Origin of the sequence: Silicimonas algicola, from assembly GCF_003148765.1 — a bacterium.
GTDB lineage: Bacteria > Pseudomonadota > Alphaproteobacteria > Rhodobacterales > Rhodobacteraceae > Silicimonas > Silicimonas algicola.
The window spans coordinates 463680-480048 of record NZ_QGGV01000001.1 but is presented as its reverse complement, the minus strand read 5'-3'; the positions used below and the strand labels follow the sequence as shown (position 1 = coordinate 480048).

Annotated in this window: 21 protein-coding genes; 15 read left to right on the top strand and 6 right to left on the bottom strand. The window is 67.1% G+C overall.

What is annotated here, in order from left to right; genetic code table 11:
* The first annotated feature begins 36 nt into the window (after positions 1-36).
* On the top strand, positions 37-663 hold the full coding sequence (locus C8D95_RS02455; RefSeq protein WP_241239793.1) for an ImuA family protein: 627 nt from the start codon (positions 37-39) through the stop codon (positions 661-663).
* 3 nt (positions 664-666) lie between these two features.
* Here C8D95_RS02455 and C8D95_RS02450 read toward each other — a convergent pair whose 3' ends face one another.
* Positions 667-1365 carry an invasion associated locus B family protein gene (locus C8D95_RS02450; RefSeq protein WP_109757536.1) on the bottom strand — a complete coding sequence of 233 codons (699 nt, stop codon included), beginning with the start codon at positions 1363-1365 and terminating at the stop codon, positions 667-669.
* A 495-nt stretch (positions 1366-1860) separates the two neighbouring features.
* Between C8D95_RS02450 and C8D95_RS02445 the strand changes: the two genes are divergently transcribed.
* From C8D95_RS02445 to C8D95_RS02425, 5 genes are all read left to right on the top strand, one after another.
* Positions 1861-3399 carry a helicase HerA-like domain-containing protein gene (locus C8D95_RS02445; protein ID WP_109757535.1) on the top strand — a complete coding sequence of 513 codons (1539 nt, stop codon included), beginning with the start codon at positions 1861-1863 and terminating at the stop codon, positions 3397-3399.
* 69 nt (positions 3400-3468) lie between these two features.
* Entirely contained in the window at positions 3469-3915 is a 447-nt protein-coding gene (locus C8D95_RS02440; RefSeq protein ID WP_109757534.1) for an SRPBCC family protein, read from the top strand.
* Positions 3902-4216 carry an ArsR/SmtB family transcription factor gene (locus C8D95_RS02435; RefSeq protein ID WP_109757533.1) on the top strand — a complete coding sequence of 105 codons (315 nt, stop codon included), beginning with the start codon at positions 3902-3904 and terminating at the stop codon, positions 4214-4216. Before C8D95_RS02440 ends, C8D95_RS02435 begins: the two co-directional genes overlap by 14 nt.
* A gap of 71 nt (positions 4217-4287) precedes the next feature.
* Positions 4288-7113, top strand: coding sequence for a DNA polymerase I (gene polA, locus C8D95_RS02430; protein ID WP_109757532.1), 2826 nt, complete (start codon positions 4288-4290; stop codon positions 7111-7113).
* 216 nt (positions 7114-7329) lie between these two features.
* Positions 7330-7779, top strand: a complete 450-nt coding sequence (locus tag C8D95_RS02425; protein ID WP_206508420.1) for an ACT domain-containing protein — start codon at positions 7330-7332, stop codon at positions 7777-7779.
* Here the strand turns inward: C8D95_RS02425 and C8D95_RS02420 are convergent.
* Together C8D95_RS02420 and C8D95_RS02415 are read right to left on the bottom strand one after the other, a co-directional pair.
* Positions 7763-8380 (bottom strand): DUF2238 domain-containing protein, encoded by a 618-nt coding sequence (locus C8D95_RS02420; protein ID WP_109757950.1) that lies wholly within the window; start codon positions 8378-8380, stop codon positions 7763-7765. The two genes, C8D95_RS02425 and C8D95_RS02420, sit on opposite strands and share 17 nt — an antisense overlap.
* Positions 8381-8447: 67 nt before the next feature.
* Positions 8448-8843 carry a hypothetical protein gene (locus tag C8D95_RS02415; protein ID WP_126918483.1) on the bottom strand — a complete coding sequence of 132 codons (396 nt, stop codon included), beginning with the start codon at positions 8841-8843 and terminating at the stop codon, positions 8448-8450.
* A gap of 210 nt (positions 8844-9053) precedes the next feature.
* On the opposite strand from C8D95_RS02415, the gene C8D95_RS02410 reads away from it, so the two are divergent.
* From C8D95_RS02410 to C8D95_RS02370, 9 genes are all read left to right on the top strand, one after another.
* Entirely contained in the window at positions 9054-9254 is a 201-nt protein-coding gene (locus C8D95_RS02410) for a hypothetical protein (RefSeq protein WP_109757530.1), read from the top strand.
* A gap of 102 nt (positions 9255-9356) precedes the next feature.
* On the top strand, positions 9357-11525 hold the full coding sequence (gene purL / locus C8D95_RS02405; RefSeq protein ID WP_109757529.1) for a phosphoribosylformylglycinamidine synthase subunit PurL: 2169 nt from the start codon (positions 9357-9359) through the stop codon (positions 11523-11525).
* Positions 11522-12151 carry a CatA-like O-acetyltransferase gene (locus C8D95_RS02400; RefSeq protein ID WP_109757528.1) on the top strand — a complete coding sequence of 210 codons (630 nt, stop codon included), beginning with the start codon at positions 11522-11524 and terminating at the stop codon, positions 12149-12151. The genes purL and C8D95_RS02400 overlap by 4 nt, the downstream gene beginning before the upstream one ends.
* A gap of 68 nt (positions 12152-12219) precedes the next feature.
* Positions 12220-12456 carry a BolA family protein gene (locus tag C8D95_RS02395; RefSeq protein WP_109757527.1) on the top strand — a complete coding sequence of 79 codons (237 nt, stop codon included), beginning with the start codon at positions 12220-12222 and terminating at the stop codon, positions 12454-12456.
* 73 nt (positions 12457-12529) lie between these two features.
* A complete protein-coding gene (grxD, locus tag C8D95_RS02390) occupies positions 12530-12889 on the top strand; it encodes a Grx4 family monothiol glutaredoxin (RefSeq protein WP_109757526.1) in 360 nt (119 codons plus the stop codon).
* A 7-nt stretch (positions 12890-12896) separates the two neighbouring features.
* Positions 12897-13193, top strand: coding sequence for a putative quinol monooxygenase (locus C8D95_RS02385; protein WP_109757525.1), 297 nt, complete (start codon positions 12897-12899; stop codon positions 13191-13193).
* Positions 13190-13588 (top strand): cupin domain-containing protein, encoded by a 399-nt coding sequence (locus C8D95_RS02380; protein WP_206508418.1) that lies wholly within the window; start codon positions 13190-13192, stop codon positions 13586-13588. Before C8D95_RS02385 ends, C8D95_RS02380 begins: the two co-directional genes overlap by 4 nt.
* Positions 13585-14619: an Ldh family oxidoreductase gene (locus C8D95_RS02375; protein WP_109757524.1), complete on the top strand. Its 1035-nt coding sequence runs from the start codon at positions 13585-13587 to the stop codon at positions 14617-14619. Before C8D95_RS02380 ends, C8D95_RS02375 begins: the two co-directional genes overlap by 4 nt.
* Positions 14620-14678: 59 nt before the next feature.
* Positions 14679-14996, top strand: coding sequence for a TraR/DksA family transcriptional regulator (locus C8D95_RS02370; protein WP_109757523.1), 318 nt, complete (start codon positions 14679-14681; stop codon positions 14994-14996).
* 1 nt (position 14997) lies between these two features.
* Here C8D95_RS02370 and C8D95_RS02365 read toward each other — a convergent pair whose 3' ends face one another.
* Genes C8D95_RS02365 through C8D95_RS02355 form a run of 3 tightly spaced genes read right to left on the bottom strand, consistent with a single transcriptional unit; the run spans position 14998 to position 16198 of the window.
* Entirely contained in the window at positions 14998-15342 is a 345-nt protein-coding gene (locus C8D95_RS02365) for an MliC family protein (RefSeq protein WP_241239792.1), read from the bottom strand.
* The gene (locus tag C8D95_RS02360; RefSeq protein WP_109757522.1) at positions 15329-15730 is read right to left on the bottom strand and encodes a cell division protein ZapA; all 402 of its coding nucleotides are present in this window, start codon (positions 15728-15730) and stop codon (positions 15329-15331) included. The genes C8D95_RS02365 and C8D95_RS02360 overlap by 14 nt, the downstream gene beginning before the upstream one ends.
* 3 nt (positions 15731-15733) lie before the next feature.
* The gene (locus C8D95_RS02355; protein ID WP_109757947.1) at positions 15734-16198 is read right to left on the bottom strand and encodes a hypothetical protein; all 465 of its coding nucleotides are present in this window, start codon (positions 16196-16198) and stop codon (positions 15734-15736) included.
* Between the last annotated feature and the right edge of the window lie 171 nt (positions 16199-16369).

Genomic DNA, 16369 nt, shown 5'->3' with positions numbered 1-16369 from the left:
TTGAGAACAGAACGGGAACGAACTAACGTTCCACCCATGCCCGACGCCGCAGACGCCGCCCTCATCCTCGCCCAGACGCGCAAGAAACGCCGCAGCCTCCCGCCGGTGCGGTTCCTGGGCGATCTCGCGCTCGACCGGACGCGGGTTCACGAGGTCTGCGGCGGCGCGCGGCGGCGCATGGCGCTGATGGTCGCGGGCGCGATGGAAGGCACGGTGTTCTGGATCAAGCCGTCGTGGATGCCGGGCCAGATCAACCCCGAGGGGATGCTGTCCCTCGCCGACCCGTCGCGGTTCATCTTCATCTCGCCCATCCGGCCCGAGGATCTGCTCTGGACGATGGAGGAATCGCTGCGCGCGGGACTCGTCTCGCTGGTGGTCGCCGACCTGCCGCATCCGCCTGGCCTCACCGCCGTGCGCCGCCTGCACCTCGCCGCCGAGACGGGGGCCGAGGAAGGCAAGGTTGCACCTCTCGGGCTGATCCTCACGCCGGGCGACGGCGGGGCGCCGGGGGTCGAGACGCGCTGGTCGATGCGGCCCGCCCACGGCGAGAACGGGCGCGAAGCCTGGCGGCTGGCCCGTCTGCGCGCCCGGATGCAGCCCGAGGCGCGCTGGACGGTCGAAGGGACGAAGGAGGGGCCGCGCCTCTCCCCCGCCCAGGCTTGAGCCTTACTGGGCCGCGGCCGCAGCGTTCGCCGCTTCCAGCGCGGTCCAGCCCGCAGTGAAGCCCGACAGCGACATCGTCAGGTCGACCGTCTCGTCCGGCGCTGCGGCTGGGACGATGATGACCTTGGCGGTCGTGCCGCGGCGGAAGGCGTCCAGATCCTCCTGGGTGAAGCCCAGCCGCGAGAAGCAGCCCATCCGGCTGCAGAACGAATAGGGATAAACCTTCGCCTGCGCGGCATCGACCGCCAGACGCAGGTTCGCCGTCAAGAGCGTCTCGAGCGGGGTGATCGCGGTCGCGCCCGCCACGGCCTGTCCCCCTGAAGGAACCGTGAAGAGGCTGAACTCGGCGACCGAGTTGCCGGCCGCGTCCTCCAGAAGCTGGTAGAGCTGGCAAGGATCCTTGCCGTCCTCGGTCTTCACGCAACGCATCTGCCACGCGCCGAACTCCTCGGCGACATAGGTCGAACCCACGCCCCCGTCCTCGGACTGGCCAAGCGACAGCCCGTCATCCGGCGTCACGGTCTGGCCCGCCTCGGGGGCGGCCGGCGCGTCAGCCGGGGCTTCGGCCGGCGCATCCGCCGGGGCTTCGGCGGGGGCCTCGGGTGCGGGGGTCGTCGCGTCCTGCGCGACGGCGAAAAGGGGAAGCGAAACGCTCAACGTGGCGGCCGTCAGAAGGGCGCCGATCCGGGTCAGTGAACTCATCTTGTCCTCGACTGCAAAGGTTTGCCCCGCGTTTATCACGGCGGCGACGGCTTGTCAGGGGCACCCCCGGGGAAGGGCGGCGGGTGATTGCCGGGCGTTTCGCCCGGCCTTGCGCGCGCCACCTTTACATCGCGCCGCAAGCCGTTGAACACAAACGACAAAAGAAAAAGGGTCCTGACGGACCCTTTTTCTCTTCACTCCCTGCCGGACTGGCCGACTATTGATATTTGATGCGAGGCTAAGGGCAGATTTCCGACCCGTCAACAGGATTCGGATCACATTTTTCGGTTACTCCTCCGATGGTTGAGGGGACAAGCCGCAGCTTCCTTGACGCCGACAAGCGAAAAAGGCCGCGCCTTTCGGCGCGGCCAGTCAACAGGGAGGAAGTGCGCGCCGCCGGACGGACTGCCCGATGCGCGCAGGTGCAGACTGGCACATATTGGTTAACCGGGTATTCTCGCCCGGCATTCAAAACGAACCTCGGGGACGGGCATTGTGACGGACACCATCTTCATCGGCGGCGGCGGACCGGATTACGCGACCCCGCAGCAGCTTCTCCTCAAGTACGCCAACCGCCACGGCCTCGTCGCGGGCGCGACCGGCACCGGCAAGACCGTGACGCTCCAGATCATGGCCGAGAGCTTTTCGGCGAACGGCGTGCCCGTCTTCCTCGCCGACGTGAAGGGCGATCTCTCGGGCCTCGCCCGCGCCGGCAGCCCCGACGCCAAGCTCCACGACGCCTTCACCAAGCGCGCGGCCACCATCGGCTTTGCCGACTACACCTACGACGCCTTCCCCGTCACCTTCTGGGACATCTTCGGCGAACAGGGCCATCCCGTCCGCACCACCGTCTCCGAGATGGGTCCGCTCCTCCTCGCCCGCCTCCTTGAACTCTCCGAGGCGCAGGAAGGCATCCTCAACATCGCCTTCCGCGTCGCCGACGAGGAAGGCCTCGCCCTTCTCGACCTCAAGGACCTCCAGTCGATGCTCGTCTGGCTGGGCGAGAACCGCGAGACCGTCTCGCTCCGCTACGGCAACATCGCCACCGCCTCCGTGGGCGCCATCCAGCGCCAGCTTCTCGTGCTCGAGAACCAGGGCGGCGCGCAGTTCTTCGGCGAGCCCGCGCTCGATCTCTCGGACATCATGCGCACCGATATCGACGGGCGCGGCCGCATCAACATCCTTGCCGCCGACAAGCTGATGTCCTCGCCGCGCCTCTACGCCACCTCGCTCCTCTGGCTTCTCTCCGAACTCTTCGAAGAGCTCCCCGAGGTCGGCGACCCCGACAAGCCGAAGCTCGTCTTCTTCTTCGACGAGGCCCACCTCCTCTTCGAGGACGCCCCCAAGGCGCTGGTCGACAAGGTCGAGCAGGTCGCCCGCCTGATCCGCTCGAAGGGCGTCGGCGTCTACTTCGTCACCCAGAACCCCGACGACGTGCCCGAAGACATCCTGGGCCAGCTCGGCAACCGCGTGCAGCACGCGCTCCGCGCCTTCACGCCCAAGGACCAGAAGGCCCTGAGACAGGCGTCCGAGACCTATCGCGCCAACCCCCGCTTCTCGACCGAACAGGCGATCCGCGAAGTCGGCACCGGCGAGGCCGTGACCTCGATGCTCGAAGCCAAGGGCGCCCCCGGCATCGTCGAGCGCACGCTGATCCGCCCGCCCTCGTCGCAGCTCGGCCCCATCACGCCCAGCGAGCGCCGCGACGTCCAGAATGCTTCTCCGGTCGCCGGCAAGTACGACAAGCTGATGGACCGCGAGAGTGCCCACGAGATCCTGACGAAGCGCGCCGGCGACGCCGCGCGCCAGGCCGAGGAGGCCGAACGCGCCGAAGCCGAGGCCGAGGAGCAGGAGCGCGAATACAAGCAGGCCCGCCGCTATGAAGCCGACCGCGTCGGCCGCTCGACCTCACGCTCCACCCGCTCGGACGGCGTCGGCGACAAGATCACCAAGATGGTCGTGCGCGAACTCACCGGCACCACCGGCCGCCGCATCGTGCGCGGCATCCTGGGCGGGCTCTTCAAAGCCAAGTGACGCCATCCCGCAACCTTTTGGTTGCCAATCCCACGCCCCGCGCTAGATTGGCAACCAGGAGGTTGCACAATGCAGGACACAATCGAAAAATCCGTCTGGATCGACGCCAAGCCCGACGACGTCTGGCAGGCCCTCGCCGACGCGGGCGAGTTCGGCACCTGGTTCCGAGCCCGCTTCGACGGCCCCTTCGAGGAAGACCGCGTCCTCGGCGCCGAGATCACCTCTCCCGGGCACGAAGGCCTGCGCTTCTGGGTCCGGCCCGTCGTCATCGACCGGCCCACCCGCTTCGCCTTCGACTGGCCGCTTGACGAAAAGGCCGACGACAGGGACCCGTCGACGGCGCTCACCACCCGCGTCACCTGGACGCTCACCGAGGAGAACGGCGGCACCCGCGTCACCGTCATCGAGTCCGGCTTCGCCGCGCTTCCGCTCGAGGTCGCCGAGCGCAAGCGCCCGGACAACGAAGGCGGCTGGGAGATCCAGTGCGCCAACCTCAAGGCCCATGTCGAGGCCTGACCCGGCCGCCATCTTCGCGGCCCTGGGCGACCCGACCCGGCTGATGCTCCTCGACCGGCTCGGCGGCGGCGAGCAGCCCCTCGCCGCCCTCGCGCAGGGCACGGACATCTCGCGTCAGGGGATCGCCAAGCATCTCGCGGTCCTCGAGGCTGCGGGCCTCGTCGTCTCGCACACCAGCGGACGCGAGCGCCGCTTCCGCCTCCGCGACGGCGGCATCACCTCGGCCCAGGACCACCTCGCCCGCATCGCGCGCGGATGGGAGGATACCCTCGCCCGCCTCAAGGCCCACGTCGAACGCTGACCCCGCGCCCGCCTCTGGCGATCCACGTCCTATCGTGGCAAGACAGCCGGGACAGCGAACGGGGGACGAAGATGGCATTCGGCAAGGGACATCACCTCAGCCTGGTCGACGGCTCGGCCTTCATCTTCCGCGCCTACCACGCGCTGCCGCCGCTCACGCGCAAGTCCGATGGCCTGCCGGTCGGTGCGGTCTCGGGCTTCGTCAACATGATCTGGAAGATGATCGAGGACAATCGCGGCCCCGACGCGCCCACCCATGCCGCCGTCGTCTTCGACAAGGGCTCGCACACCTTCCGCAACGAGATGTACGACCTCTACAAAGCCAACCGCGAGGCGATGCCCGAAGACCTGCGCCCGCAGATCCCGCTGACCCGCGAGGCGACGCGCGCCTTCAACCTCGCCTGCCTCGAACAGGAAGGCTTCGAGGCCGACGACATCATCGCCACGCTCGCCTGCAAGGCCCGTGACGCGGGCGGGCGCGTGACCATCGTGTCGTCCGACAAGGACCTGATGCAGCTCGTCGGCGACGGGGTCGAGATGTATGACGCCATGAAGAACGCCCGCATCGACCGCGAGGGGGTGCTCGAGAAGTTCGGCGTCTACCCCGAGCGCGTCGTCGACGTGCAGGCGCTGGCCGGCGACAGCGTCGACAACGTGCCCGGCGCGCCCGGCATCGGCATCAAGACCGCCGCCCTTCTCATCAACGAATACGGCGACCTCGAAACGCTTCTTGAACGCGCGGAAGAGATCAAGCAGCCGAAACGCCGGCAGGTGCTGATCGACCATGCCGACCAGATCCGGCTGTCGAAGAAACTCGTCAGCCTCGATTGCGAGATGGACCTCGGCTACGACCTCGACACGCTCGAGGTGAAGGAGCCGGTCGCCGACGACCTCCTCGCCTTCCTCGGGCAGATGGAATTCCGCACCATCACCCGCCGCGTGGCCGAGAAGCTCGGTGTCGAGGTGCCCGCCGTCGCCGAGACCCAGCCCGCCGCCTCGGGCGGCCTGCCGGACGACTCGGCCGACGCCAGCCTGCCCGGTGCGCCCGACCTGCCCTTCGACGCGAAGAACTACACCTGCGTCACGACCGCCGCCGAGCTTCAGGCGTGGATCGACAAGGCCCACGCCACCGGCTGGATCTCGGTCGATACCGAGACGACGAGCCTCGACGAGATGAAGGCCGAACTCGTCGGAATCAGCCTCGCCGTCGAGGCGGGGCACGCGGCCTACGTCCCCCTCGCCCACCGCGAGGAAGGCGGCGTCGGTCTCTTCGGCTCGGACGAGCTGGCGCCGAACCAGATGCCGCTTCCCGAATGCCTGGCACGTCTCAAGCCGCTGCTGGAAGACCCCGCCGTCCTCAAGATCAACCACAACGCCAAGTACGACGTGAAGGTGCTGGCGCGTTACGGCATCCGCATGGCTCCCATCGACGACACCATGCTGATGAGCTACGCGCTTCACGCCGGGCTGCACAACCACGGCATGGACGAGGTCAGCGAGCGCTACCTCGGCCACAATCCCATCGCCATCAAGACGCTGATCGGCTCGGGCAAGGCGCAGCGCACCTTCGACGCGGTCAAGATCGACGACGCCGTAACCTATGCCTCCGAGGACGCCGACGTCACGCTCCGGCTCTGGCAGACGTTCCGCCCCCAGCTTCACGTCGCGCGGGTCGCCACGGTCTACGAGACGCTGGAACGCCCCCTCGTCGCCGTCCTGACCGACATGGAAATGGCGGGCGTCAAGGTCGACAAGTCCGTCCTGTCGCGCATGTCGAACGCCTTCGCCCAGAAGATGGCCCAGCTCGAGGACGAGATCTACGAAGCCGCCGGCCAGAAGTTCAACGTGGGCTCGCCCAGCCAGGTCGGCGACATCCTCTTCGAGGTGAAGGGGCTGCCGGGCGGCAAGAAGGGCAAGACCGGCAAGTATTCGACCCCCGCCGACGTGCTGGAGGACCTGGCGACCGAACATGCCCTGCCCGGTCTCATCCTCGACTACCGCCAGGTCCAGAAGCTCAAGTCGACCTACACCGACGCGCTTCAGGACCACGTCAACGCCGAGACGGGACGCGTCCACACCTCCTATTCCATCGCCGGCGCGAACACGGGCCGCCTCGCCTCGACCGACCCCAACCTCCAGAACATCCCGATCCGCACCGAGGAAGGCCGCCGCATCCGCGAGGCCTTCGTGGCGACGCCCGGCCACACCCTCGTCAGCCTCGACTATTCCCAGATCGAGTTGCGCATCCTCGCCCATACCGCCGACATTCCGGCTCTGAAGGAGGCCTTCCGCGAGGGCCAGGACATCCACGCCGCCACCGCGTCCGAGATGTTCAGCGTCCCCCTCGACGAGATGACCCCCGACATCCGCCGCCAGGCCAAGGCGATCAACTTCGGCGTCATCTACGGCATCTCCGGCTGGGGTCTCGCCCGCAACCTCCGGATCCCGCGCGACGAGGCGCAGGCCTTCATCGACCGCTATTTCGAGCGATTCCCAGGCATCCGCACCTACATGGACGACACCATCGCCTTCGCGCGCGAGCACATGCACGTCCGCACCCTCTTCGGCCGCCGCATCAACACGCCCGAGATCAACGCCAAGGGCCCGACCGCCGGATTCGCCCGTCGCGCCGCGATCAACGCGCCGATTCAGGGCACCGCCGCCGACATCATCCGCCGCGCCATGATCCGGATGCCCGACGCCATCGACGGTCTGCCGGCGAAAATGCTCCTGCAAGTCCACGACGAACTGCTCTTCGAAGTCGAGGAAGGCGCGGCCGACGACCTCATCGCCATCGCCAAGCGCGTGATGGAGGGCGCCGCCCACCCCGCCGTCCGTCTCGACGTCCCGCTCATCGTCGATGCGGGGCGCGGCGCGAACTGGGCCCTGGCCCACTAGACCGTCCGATCACATTTTAGTCACAGTCTCCACACGTTCTTGACAGAATCTGCACGGGCGCTGCACAAAGGAGCGTGTGTTTTAACAGGGGTTGGGTAACCAGTACTTTCGTGCTTTTTTGAGTGAAATCCATTTTCGACGGCCCGCCTCCGTGAGGGCGGGCCGTCTTCTTTCGCGGGCTTGCCAAACGCTCGCCTCCCCCGCCTTAATGCACGCATGAAAAGTGGCACACGGCCCGTGAAGGGCACGCGCAAGATGATCGCGAACATGACGCCCGTGCTCCAGCCCGGCACCTACGTGTTCTGCACCATGCTCAACACCGAGGACGCCACCGCCGCCGCGACCCTCGCCCTCGCCACCTTCGCCGAGGACGAAGGCATGTCGCTCGTCCTCGAAAAGTCCGAGGCCGATCGCCTGGGCCTCTCCTACGGCGAGAAGATGCGGCGCATCACGCTGATGGTTTACTCCTCGGTCTCGGGCGTCGGCCTCACCGCCGCCGTCGCGGGCGAACTCGCGCGCCACCGCATCCCCGCCAACGTCGTCGCCGCCACCCAGCACGACCACGTCTTCGTCCCGAAGAAACACGCCGACCGCGCGCTGGATGCGCTGCGCGTGCTCCAGGCCCGCGCCCGCGACGGGCAGGACGAGTTCACGGACGCGGACTGACCCGCCGTCCGAAGACCGACACCAGAACCATCGCGATCACCGCCCCGCCCGCGTTGAAGCAGAGGTCGAGCGCGGTGTTGTAATAGCCGCCGACGTTCGTATCGGGCACGGCCAGCACCGCCGTGAACTCGATGATCTCGTTCAAGGCACCCAGCCCCATGGCCGCGAAGGCGGGATAGGTGGCGGCGGTCCAGGTGCCGCGCGTCTCGGGGAAATGCCGCGTCAGAAGGTGATGCAACACCCAGGCCGTCACGCCGAACCCCCAGGCGTGGACCACCTGGTCGTACTTCAGGATGAAGACCTCTCCGCTCTCGATCAGCGGCAGAAGGCGCAGGTTGTAGAGGACCGATCCATCCACCGGCACGCCGCCCCCCGCCATGTGCGCCAGCCCCCAGAGCGACAGCGCCCAGAGCATCGCGGGCGGATACTCGGCCGCCCTCAGCGAAAAGGCGACGAGTCCGATCAGGATCGCCATCGTCACGATGTAGACGACGAACTCGTAGTTGCCGATCGACAGGAACCAGACCGTGAACCCAAGCACATAGGCGAGGGTGAAGAGTCCCACGGTCTTTTCTGCCGGTGTGGGGGCGAAACGGGCCATGCGCGGCATCTGACGGGTGAGATGCGGCCTTTGCAAGCCTGGCGTCAGGTCGGCCTTCGAAAGGCGCTCAGGCGTGTCGTTCCTGCTTGGAGGCGGCGATCACGCAGGGCAGCAGGGTGTCGACGCACAGGGGCTTCGAAAAGCTCGCGACCACCTTCGGCATGTTCCGGAAGGTCGAGGTCGTGCGCTCGTCGGTGCTGATCGTGATGACGGGCACGTTCCGCGCCATGAGGTCGGCGACCGCCATGTGCGACCGCAAATCCGTCATCTTCAGATCGATGATCACAGCACTTGCATGGGTCGGCACACCGTCGGCCTCGTAATTGTGACCGAGGATCGTGCCCATGCCGACGGACTCGAGCGCATCCTGGATGTCCAGCGACAGTATCTCGTCGCTCGCCATCAGGGCGACCATCTTCCTGAGATCCGTGCCTGTTCGTACCGTCTTGTCCGTGGGTGTCATGGCAGCCTCCATCCATGACAATGACATACGAATTTCGAAAACAATAGCGAAATCAGTACCTTAGTTGAGTAGTTTAGGCCTTCGGCTGAGTCTGCTCAGAGGAAGGAGTTGAGGGGGAGAGGGAGAATGAAACTTTTCAGCTCATTGTGTGTTTTGAGTAAGTCCGCATGAGCATGGAGGTTTGCGTTGGACGGCGGTGGAGACAAACGGATGGAGCGGCTGCAGGTGATGGTCACCGATTCAGAGCTTCGCGCGCTCGACGATTTCCGGTTCGAGACTCGGATGCCGAGCCGGGCGGCCGCTGTCCGCGAATTGCTTCGGCGGGGTCTGGAAGCAGAGGGCTATTTCTCGAAGGCGAGCGGTGGCGAGGCCTCGACCAGCTTCGGCGTGCTGAACCAGAAGCATAGCTAAGGCCATCGCCCGGAGGATCCGCGCTTCCGGCAGCGGCGTATCGCCCCTTTCCCCTGCAACACCCGTATTCTATGACACCGCCCAAGCCACAGGGGGCATGTCATGGAAGAACCCGCGATCACCGAAGACCTCGTCGCCGGCCACGGGCTGAAGCCCGACGAATACGCGACCATCCTTCAGATCATCGGGCGCGCGCCGACCTTCACCGAACTCGGCATCTTCTCGGCCATGTGGAACGAGCACTGTTCCTACAAGTCCTCCAAGAAGTGGCTCCGCACCCTGCCGACGACCGGCCCCCAGGTCATCTGCGGCCCGGGCGAAAACGCGGGCGTCGTCGACATCGGCGACAACCAGGCCGTCATCTTCAAGATGGAAAGCCACAACCACCCCTCCTACATCGAGCCTTACCAGGGCGCGGCAACGGGCGTCGGCGGCATCCTCCGCGACGTCTTCACGATGGGGGCCCGCCCCATCGCCGCGATGAACGCGCTTTCCTTCGGCGAGCCGTCGCACCCGAAGACGAAGCGTCTCGTTTCGGGCGTGGTCGAGGGCGTCGGCGGCTACGGCAACGCCTTCGGCGTGCCAACGGTCGGCGGCGAGGTCCGCTTTCACCGCGCCTACAACGGCAACTGCCTCGTCAACGCCTTCGCCGCCGGATTGGCTGACGCAGACAAGATCTTCTACTCGGCCGCCTCGGGCGTCGGAATGCCCGTCGTCTACCTCGGCGCCAAGACCGGCCGCGACGGCGTCGGCGGCGCCACGATGGCCTCCGCCGAATTCGACGACACGATCGAGGAGAAGCGCCCGACCGTTCAGGTCGGCGACCCCTTCACCGAGAAGCGCCTGCTCGAAGCCTGCCTCGAACTCATGGCCACCGGCGCCGTCATCTCGATCCAGGACATGGGCGCCGCCGGCCTCACCTGCTCGGCGGTCGAGATGGGCGACAAGGGCGGTCTCGGCGTCCGTCTCAACCTGGATGCCGTCCCGCAGCGCGAGACGGGGATGACCGCCTACGAGATGATGCTGTCCGAAAGCCAGGAGCGGATGCTCATGGTCCTCCGCCCCGAGAAGGAGGCCGAAGCAAAAGCGATCTTCGACAAGTGGGATCTCGACTTCGCCATCGTGGGGGAGACCATAGCCGAGGACCGCTTCCTGATCGTCCACGGAAACGAGACCAAGGCCGACCTGCCCCTGTCCAAACTCTCGTCCACCGCGCCCGAGTACGACCGCCCCTGGGTGCCGACGCCCGCACCGACGCAATACCGACGCGATACCGACGTGATACAGATGGACCCGATCGAGGCGCTTAAGGCCCTCATCGGCTCCCCCAACTACGCCCGCAAGCAGTGGGTGTGGGAGCAGTACGACAGCCAGGTCATGGCCGACACCGTGCGCACACCCGGCCTCGGCGCGGGCATCGTCCGCGTCCACGACACCGGTAAGATGCTGGCCTTCACCTCGGACGTAACCCCTCGTTATGTAGAGGCGAATCCCGTCGAAGGCGGCAAGCAGGCGGTGGCCGAGGCCTTCCGCAACCTCTGCGCCGTGGGCGCCACGCCGCTCGCTGCGACGGACAACCTCAACTTCGGCAACCCCGAAAAGCCCGAGATCATGGGCCAGCTCGTCGGCGCCATAAAGGGCATCGGCGAGGCCTGCGAAGCCCTTGATATGCCTATCGTTTCCGGCAACGTCTCGCTCTACAACGAGACCGACGGAACAGGCATTCTGCCCACTCCCACCATCGGCGCCGTGGGTCTCATCGCCGCCCCCTCCGACCTGATCGCCGGGGTCGCGCAGGACGGCGACCTCCTCCTCCTCGTAGGCACCACCGAAGGCCACCTCGGCCAGTCCGCCCTCCTCGCCGAAGCCTTCGGCCGCGAAGAGGGCGACGCCCCCCGCGTCGACCTTGCCGCCGAGCGCCGCAACGGTGAATTCGTGAGGCAAAACAGTGCCTTGATCCGCGCCGCCACCGACCTTTCCGACGGCGGCCTCGCCCTCGCCGCCTTCGAGATGGCCGACGCCGCAGGCACCGGCGTCACCCTCGCCGACGCCTCCATCCCCACCCTCTTCGGCGAGGATCAGGCCCGCTACCTCCTCGCCTGCGCCCCCTCCGACCTCGACGCCCTGACCGCCGCCGCAACCAAGGCCGGCGTCCCCCTCTCCCATGTCGGCCACTTCGGCGGTAAAGCATTGAAGTTCGGTGACAAATCCGCTCCGATGGCCGACCTCTCGCATCTCTACCGCACCGCCTTCGAGGCCGCCGTCGGATGATGGGCCGCGCGGTCGACCTCAAGTCCTGGCCGCGGGCCGAGCAGTTCCGCCTCTTCCGGACCTATGCCCGTCCCCACTACGCCATCACCACCCGTATAGTCGTCTCGCGCCTCATGGCCGAACACGGCGAGCGCAACCTCTCCCCCTTCCGCACCACGCTCCATGCCATAGGCGCGGGCCTCCACGCCGTCCCCGAGCTTCGGATGCGCTTCAAGGGCGACAAGGTAAGGCTCTACGACCGCCTCCTCCTCTCCCCCACCATCCCCTTGGAAAACGGCGACTTTCGCTACACCTACATGGCCTGGAACCCCGACCGCGCCCGCTTCGACCGCCACGCCGCCGAGAAGATCGAGGAGGTCCGCGCCGGCGTCCCGCTCAACGCCAATGACGGCACGGTCGAGGACGTGGCCTACCTGTCGTGCCTGCCCTGGCTCGACTACACCTCCCTCGACAACGCGCTCCCCGGCTCCGACGACTGCATCCCGCGGGTGTCCTGGGGAAAGATCGTGCCGAAGGGCGACGGCCACGACATGGCGATGACGCTTCAAGTTCACCACGCGCTCGTCGACGGCCTCCAGGTAGCGCGCTTCTTCGAGGCCACGCAGGCCGCACTGGACTCCGTCTGACCGCATTCGCCAAGCTTGCAGCAGGCGATGCGAGCCCATAGGTTTTCAAGGGAAAGAGAGGACCGCCCATGCCCATGCAGGCCCACGAGATCGAAGACCTTCTCCGCGAATCCTTCCCGAACGCGAAGATCGCGGTCGAGGGCGACGACGGGGTCCACATGTCAGCCATGGTCGTCGATGAAAGCTTCCGGGGCATGAACCGCGTCCAGCAGCAGCGCGCCGTCTATGCAGCGCTCAAGGGCCGGATGGACGGCTCATCGGGCGAGCTTCACGCGCTGGCGCTGACGACGCGCGCGCCCGACTGATCCCCCCGCCTCCCCTTCCCTCTTCGCCCGAACCGCATTAGATGTCTGGCGAAAGCGAACAGGGGAGCCAGCCATGAGCGCTCAAGACAAGATCGAACAGACCGTGAAGGGCAACGATGTCGTTCTCTTCATGAAAGGCACCAAGGAAATCCCCCAGTGCGGCTTCTCCAGCCGCGTCGCGGGGGTGCTCAACTTCATGGGTGTCGACTACTCAGACGTGAACGTCCTTTCTGACGAGACTATCCGCCAGGGGATCAAGGATTATTCCGACTGGCCGACGATCCCGCAGCTTTACGTCAAGGGCGAGTTCGTGGGCGGTTGCGACATCATCACCGAGATGATGCTGTCGGGAGAGCTGGACCAGCTTTTCGAGCAGCAGGGTGTGTCCTTCAACAAGGACGCGGCCGACCAGATCCGCGCTCACAACTCCTGAGGATTTCATGTTCGTAGTCACGGTGGAGTTTCGCTCCGCCCCGGAGCATACCGGCGATTTCCTGACGGCGCTCCGCGAGAATGCGCGCGCCTCACTCGAGGTCGAGCCGGGCTGCCAGAGGTTCGACGTCTGCCGCGACCCCAAGGACCAGTCCCGGTTCTTCCTCTATGAAATCTACGACGACGCCGCGGCCTTCCAGGCCCACAAGGCGACGTCCCACTACGGCACCTTCTCGGAACGGATCGAAAGCTGGACCGAGCACAAGGCGGTCGCCATGTTCCGCCTCGACGGTCCTCCGGCGTGACCAGCGCGCTCCGGCACGAGGCGGGACGCCCCCGCCACGCGCGCCCGGGTGGTGCCTCCACCGTGCAGATGATAACGCCCGATACCGGCGCCCGCTCGATCCTGAACGGTTTCACCGACATCCCGCCCGGCGGGGGCATACCGCTGCACTGGCACAACGTCGAGGAAAGCGTCCTTGTCGTCTCGGGCAGCGCGCGGGTCGAGGTGGCAGGCGAATGGCGCGACGCGCAGGCGACCGACGTGGTCTGGGTCGATGCCGAAGTGCCGCACCGTTTCGTCAACGCCTCGGACAGCGAGCCCCTGCGCATCTTCTGGACCTACGCCTCGGCCACCGCCACGCGCACGCTGGCCGAGACGGGAGAAACCCGGGCGGTCGCCGTCGAGCACGACCGTTGATCGTCGACCACGACACGCTCCGCGCCTTCGGGACCGCAGTCTACCGCACGCTCGGCATGGACGACGACACCGCCGCGCTGGTGGCCGACAGCCTCGTCCAGGCCGATCTCTGGGGCCACCCGAGCCACGGCGTCATGCGCCTCTTCTGGTACGCCGTCCGGCTTGAAAGCGGGGCGATGTCGCCCACGGCGGCGCCCGAAATCTCGGGCAAGGGCGCGCTTCTGACGATGGACGGCCGCGACGGCGTCGGCCAGCGCGTCGCGAAGACCGCCATGACCGAGGCCATCCGCGCCGCCAAGGACCACGGCATCGGCGCGGTGGCGGTGCGCAACTCCGGCCATTTCGGCACGGCGATGTATTACACCCGCATGGCCGCCGCCGAAGGCTGCATCGGATTCCTGACCGCCAACGCAAGCCCCGCGATGGCACCTTGGGGCGGGCTCGACAAGCGGCTCGGCACCAACCCCTGGTCCTGGGCCGCACCGGCGGGGCGTTATCCGCCCTTCATGCTCGATATCGCCAACACCGCCGTCGCCCGTGGCAAGCTCTACAACGCCAAGGCGCGCGGTGAGCCGATCCCCGAAGGCTGGGCGATGGATGCCGACGGGCGGCCCACCACGGATGCGGCAGCGGGAATCGCCGGGACCATCCTGCCCATGGCAGGTCACAAGGGCTACGCCATCGCGATGATGGTCGACATGGTCTCGGGCGTCCTCTCGGGCAGCGCTTTCGGCACCGGCGTCACCGGCCCCTATGTCCCGGAAGGCCGCTCCGGCGCGGGGCACCTTGCCCTTGCCATCGATATCGAGGCGTCGCGCCCCCTCGCCGCCTTCGAGGCGGACATGGAGACGCTGATCGACGAGCTGAAGTCGTCCCGCCCCGCACCCGACGCGCCCGGCATCTTCTATCCCGGCGAACTCGAGGCCGCCTCGGACGCCCGCCTCCGCGAGACCGGCATCGACCTGCCGCAGAGCGTCGTCGACGACCTCCGCCAGAATGCGGCCCGCATCGGGATTTCCTGCCCAATCTGATCCAGCGCAAGGTCGGAACCCCCTGCCCCTGTCATCGTTGGCCCCGGAAGGAGACACCCATGCGCGATTTCACCGACAGAAAGAACCAACTCGAGGACCGCCTCAAGGAACTCGGCGAGCGGATAAACCGGATCGAGGACGACCTCGACGATCCGATGCCCAAGGACGCCGAGGAACAGGCCGTCGAGCGCGAGGACGACGAGGTGCTCGAGCGTCTCGGCGCCCAGAGCGCGCAGGAGGTCCAGTTGATCCGCGCCGCACTCGCCCGGATCGAGGACGGCGTCTATGGCGACTGCATGAAATGCGGCGAGCCGATCAGCGAGGAACGTCTCGACGCGGTGCCCCACGCGGCTCTCTGCCGGGACTGCGCGCGCTGACCTAGCCGGTCGAGCACTCCGACAGAAGCGGCGTCTCCTCTCCGGTGGCGCCGTCGTTCCAGTACAGCGTCGCCGCGTCGCCCTTCGTCCACCAGACGTAATGCGAACCGTCCGACGGCCATCCATAGCGCGCGCCGGACGCGGACAACTCGGCGACGAGATTTATCATGCGTCCTTCGACGTGGATGACGGCGATGCCGGGCTCGCCCGGATGGTTGACGTAGACCGCAGGGACCTCGACGCCCCGCTCGCAGACATAGGTCGTCGCCCTCGCGTCCAGCGCAAAGGCAGGCGCGCCACACACCATGCCGGCCGCAAGCGCTACGGCGAGGTCAGCCCGTCGCACGCAGCTTTTCCTCGGCGGCATCGGCCAGCGCCTCGGCGCGCGCGGCCAGTTCGGCCAGCGTTTCGGCCACGGCGGGCGGGACGACGGCGACTTCCACGCGCTCGGCTGTGGGCTTGGGGCGGTTCTGAAGCTCCTCGACCCAGGCTTCCTGCTGCGCGATCTTGTCTTCCATCGACTTCATCTGGTCCTCGGCGCCGGCGTGCTTGTCGGCCAGCATGAGCCCCGCCATCAACAGCATCCGCGACTCGGGCAGCCGCCCGATCTGCTCCATCAGCGAACTCGCCTCGTTATCCAGAAGCGAGGCCGCGGACTTGAGGAAGTGCTCCTCGCCCTCCTGGCAGGCGACGTTGAAGATGCGGCCGCCGATCTCGATGGGAACCTCGGGCATGGATCAGGCCTCCTTCAGGACGGGTTCGAGAGTGGCGAGGATTTCCTCGATCTCGGCACGCTCGGCCGCGCGCTGCGCCCGCAGCGCGTCAAGCTCGGACAGCATCGCGGCGTTCACCAGCTCCGGCTCGGCCAGACCCTGGGCGTTCGCGTCGCGCAGCGAGGCGTTCGTTTCGCGCAGGGCGTCGTTCACCTTCCGCATCCGCTGCACCTCGGCGTCGCGCGCGCCCAGCGCGTCGCGCAGGTCCGAAACCTGGTCCTCCAGCCGAGCGACCGTGGTCTCCTGCTTTTCCTTGATCGCGCGCACGCGCTCTTCCAGTTGCCGGTTCGCGACCCTTTCGGCCTCGAGTTCGGCGGCCAGTTCCTCGCTGCCGCCTCCTCCGCCACCCGACCCAAGCTGGTCGAGCGCCTGGCCCGCGCGGTCCAGCGCCGCCACGATCCGCCGCTGAAATTCGGAAATGTCGTCCATGAAATATCCCGCCGTCCCGATGCCTGGAGGGCCGCGTTCGGTCGCCGAATCGCCGCACAGCCCCTGTTGTTGACCTCGAACATACCTCATGCGCGGCGGGTTTCGACTCCTTTACCCGCCCCGGGCCGTGCCCACGCTTCCCGTCTTGCGCTTGGGGGACGGGCTGCTATC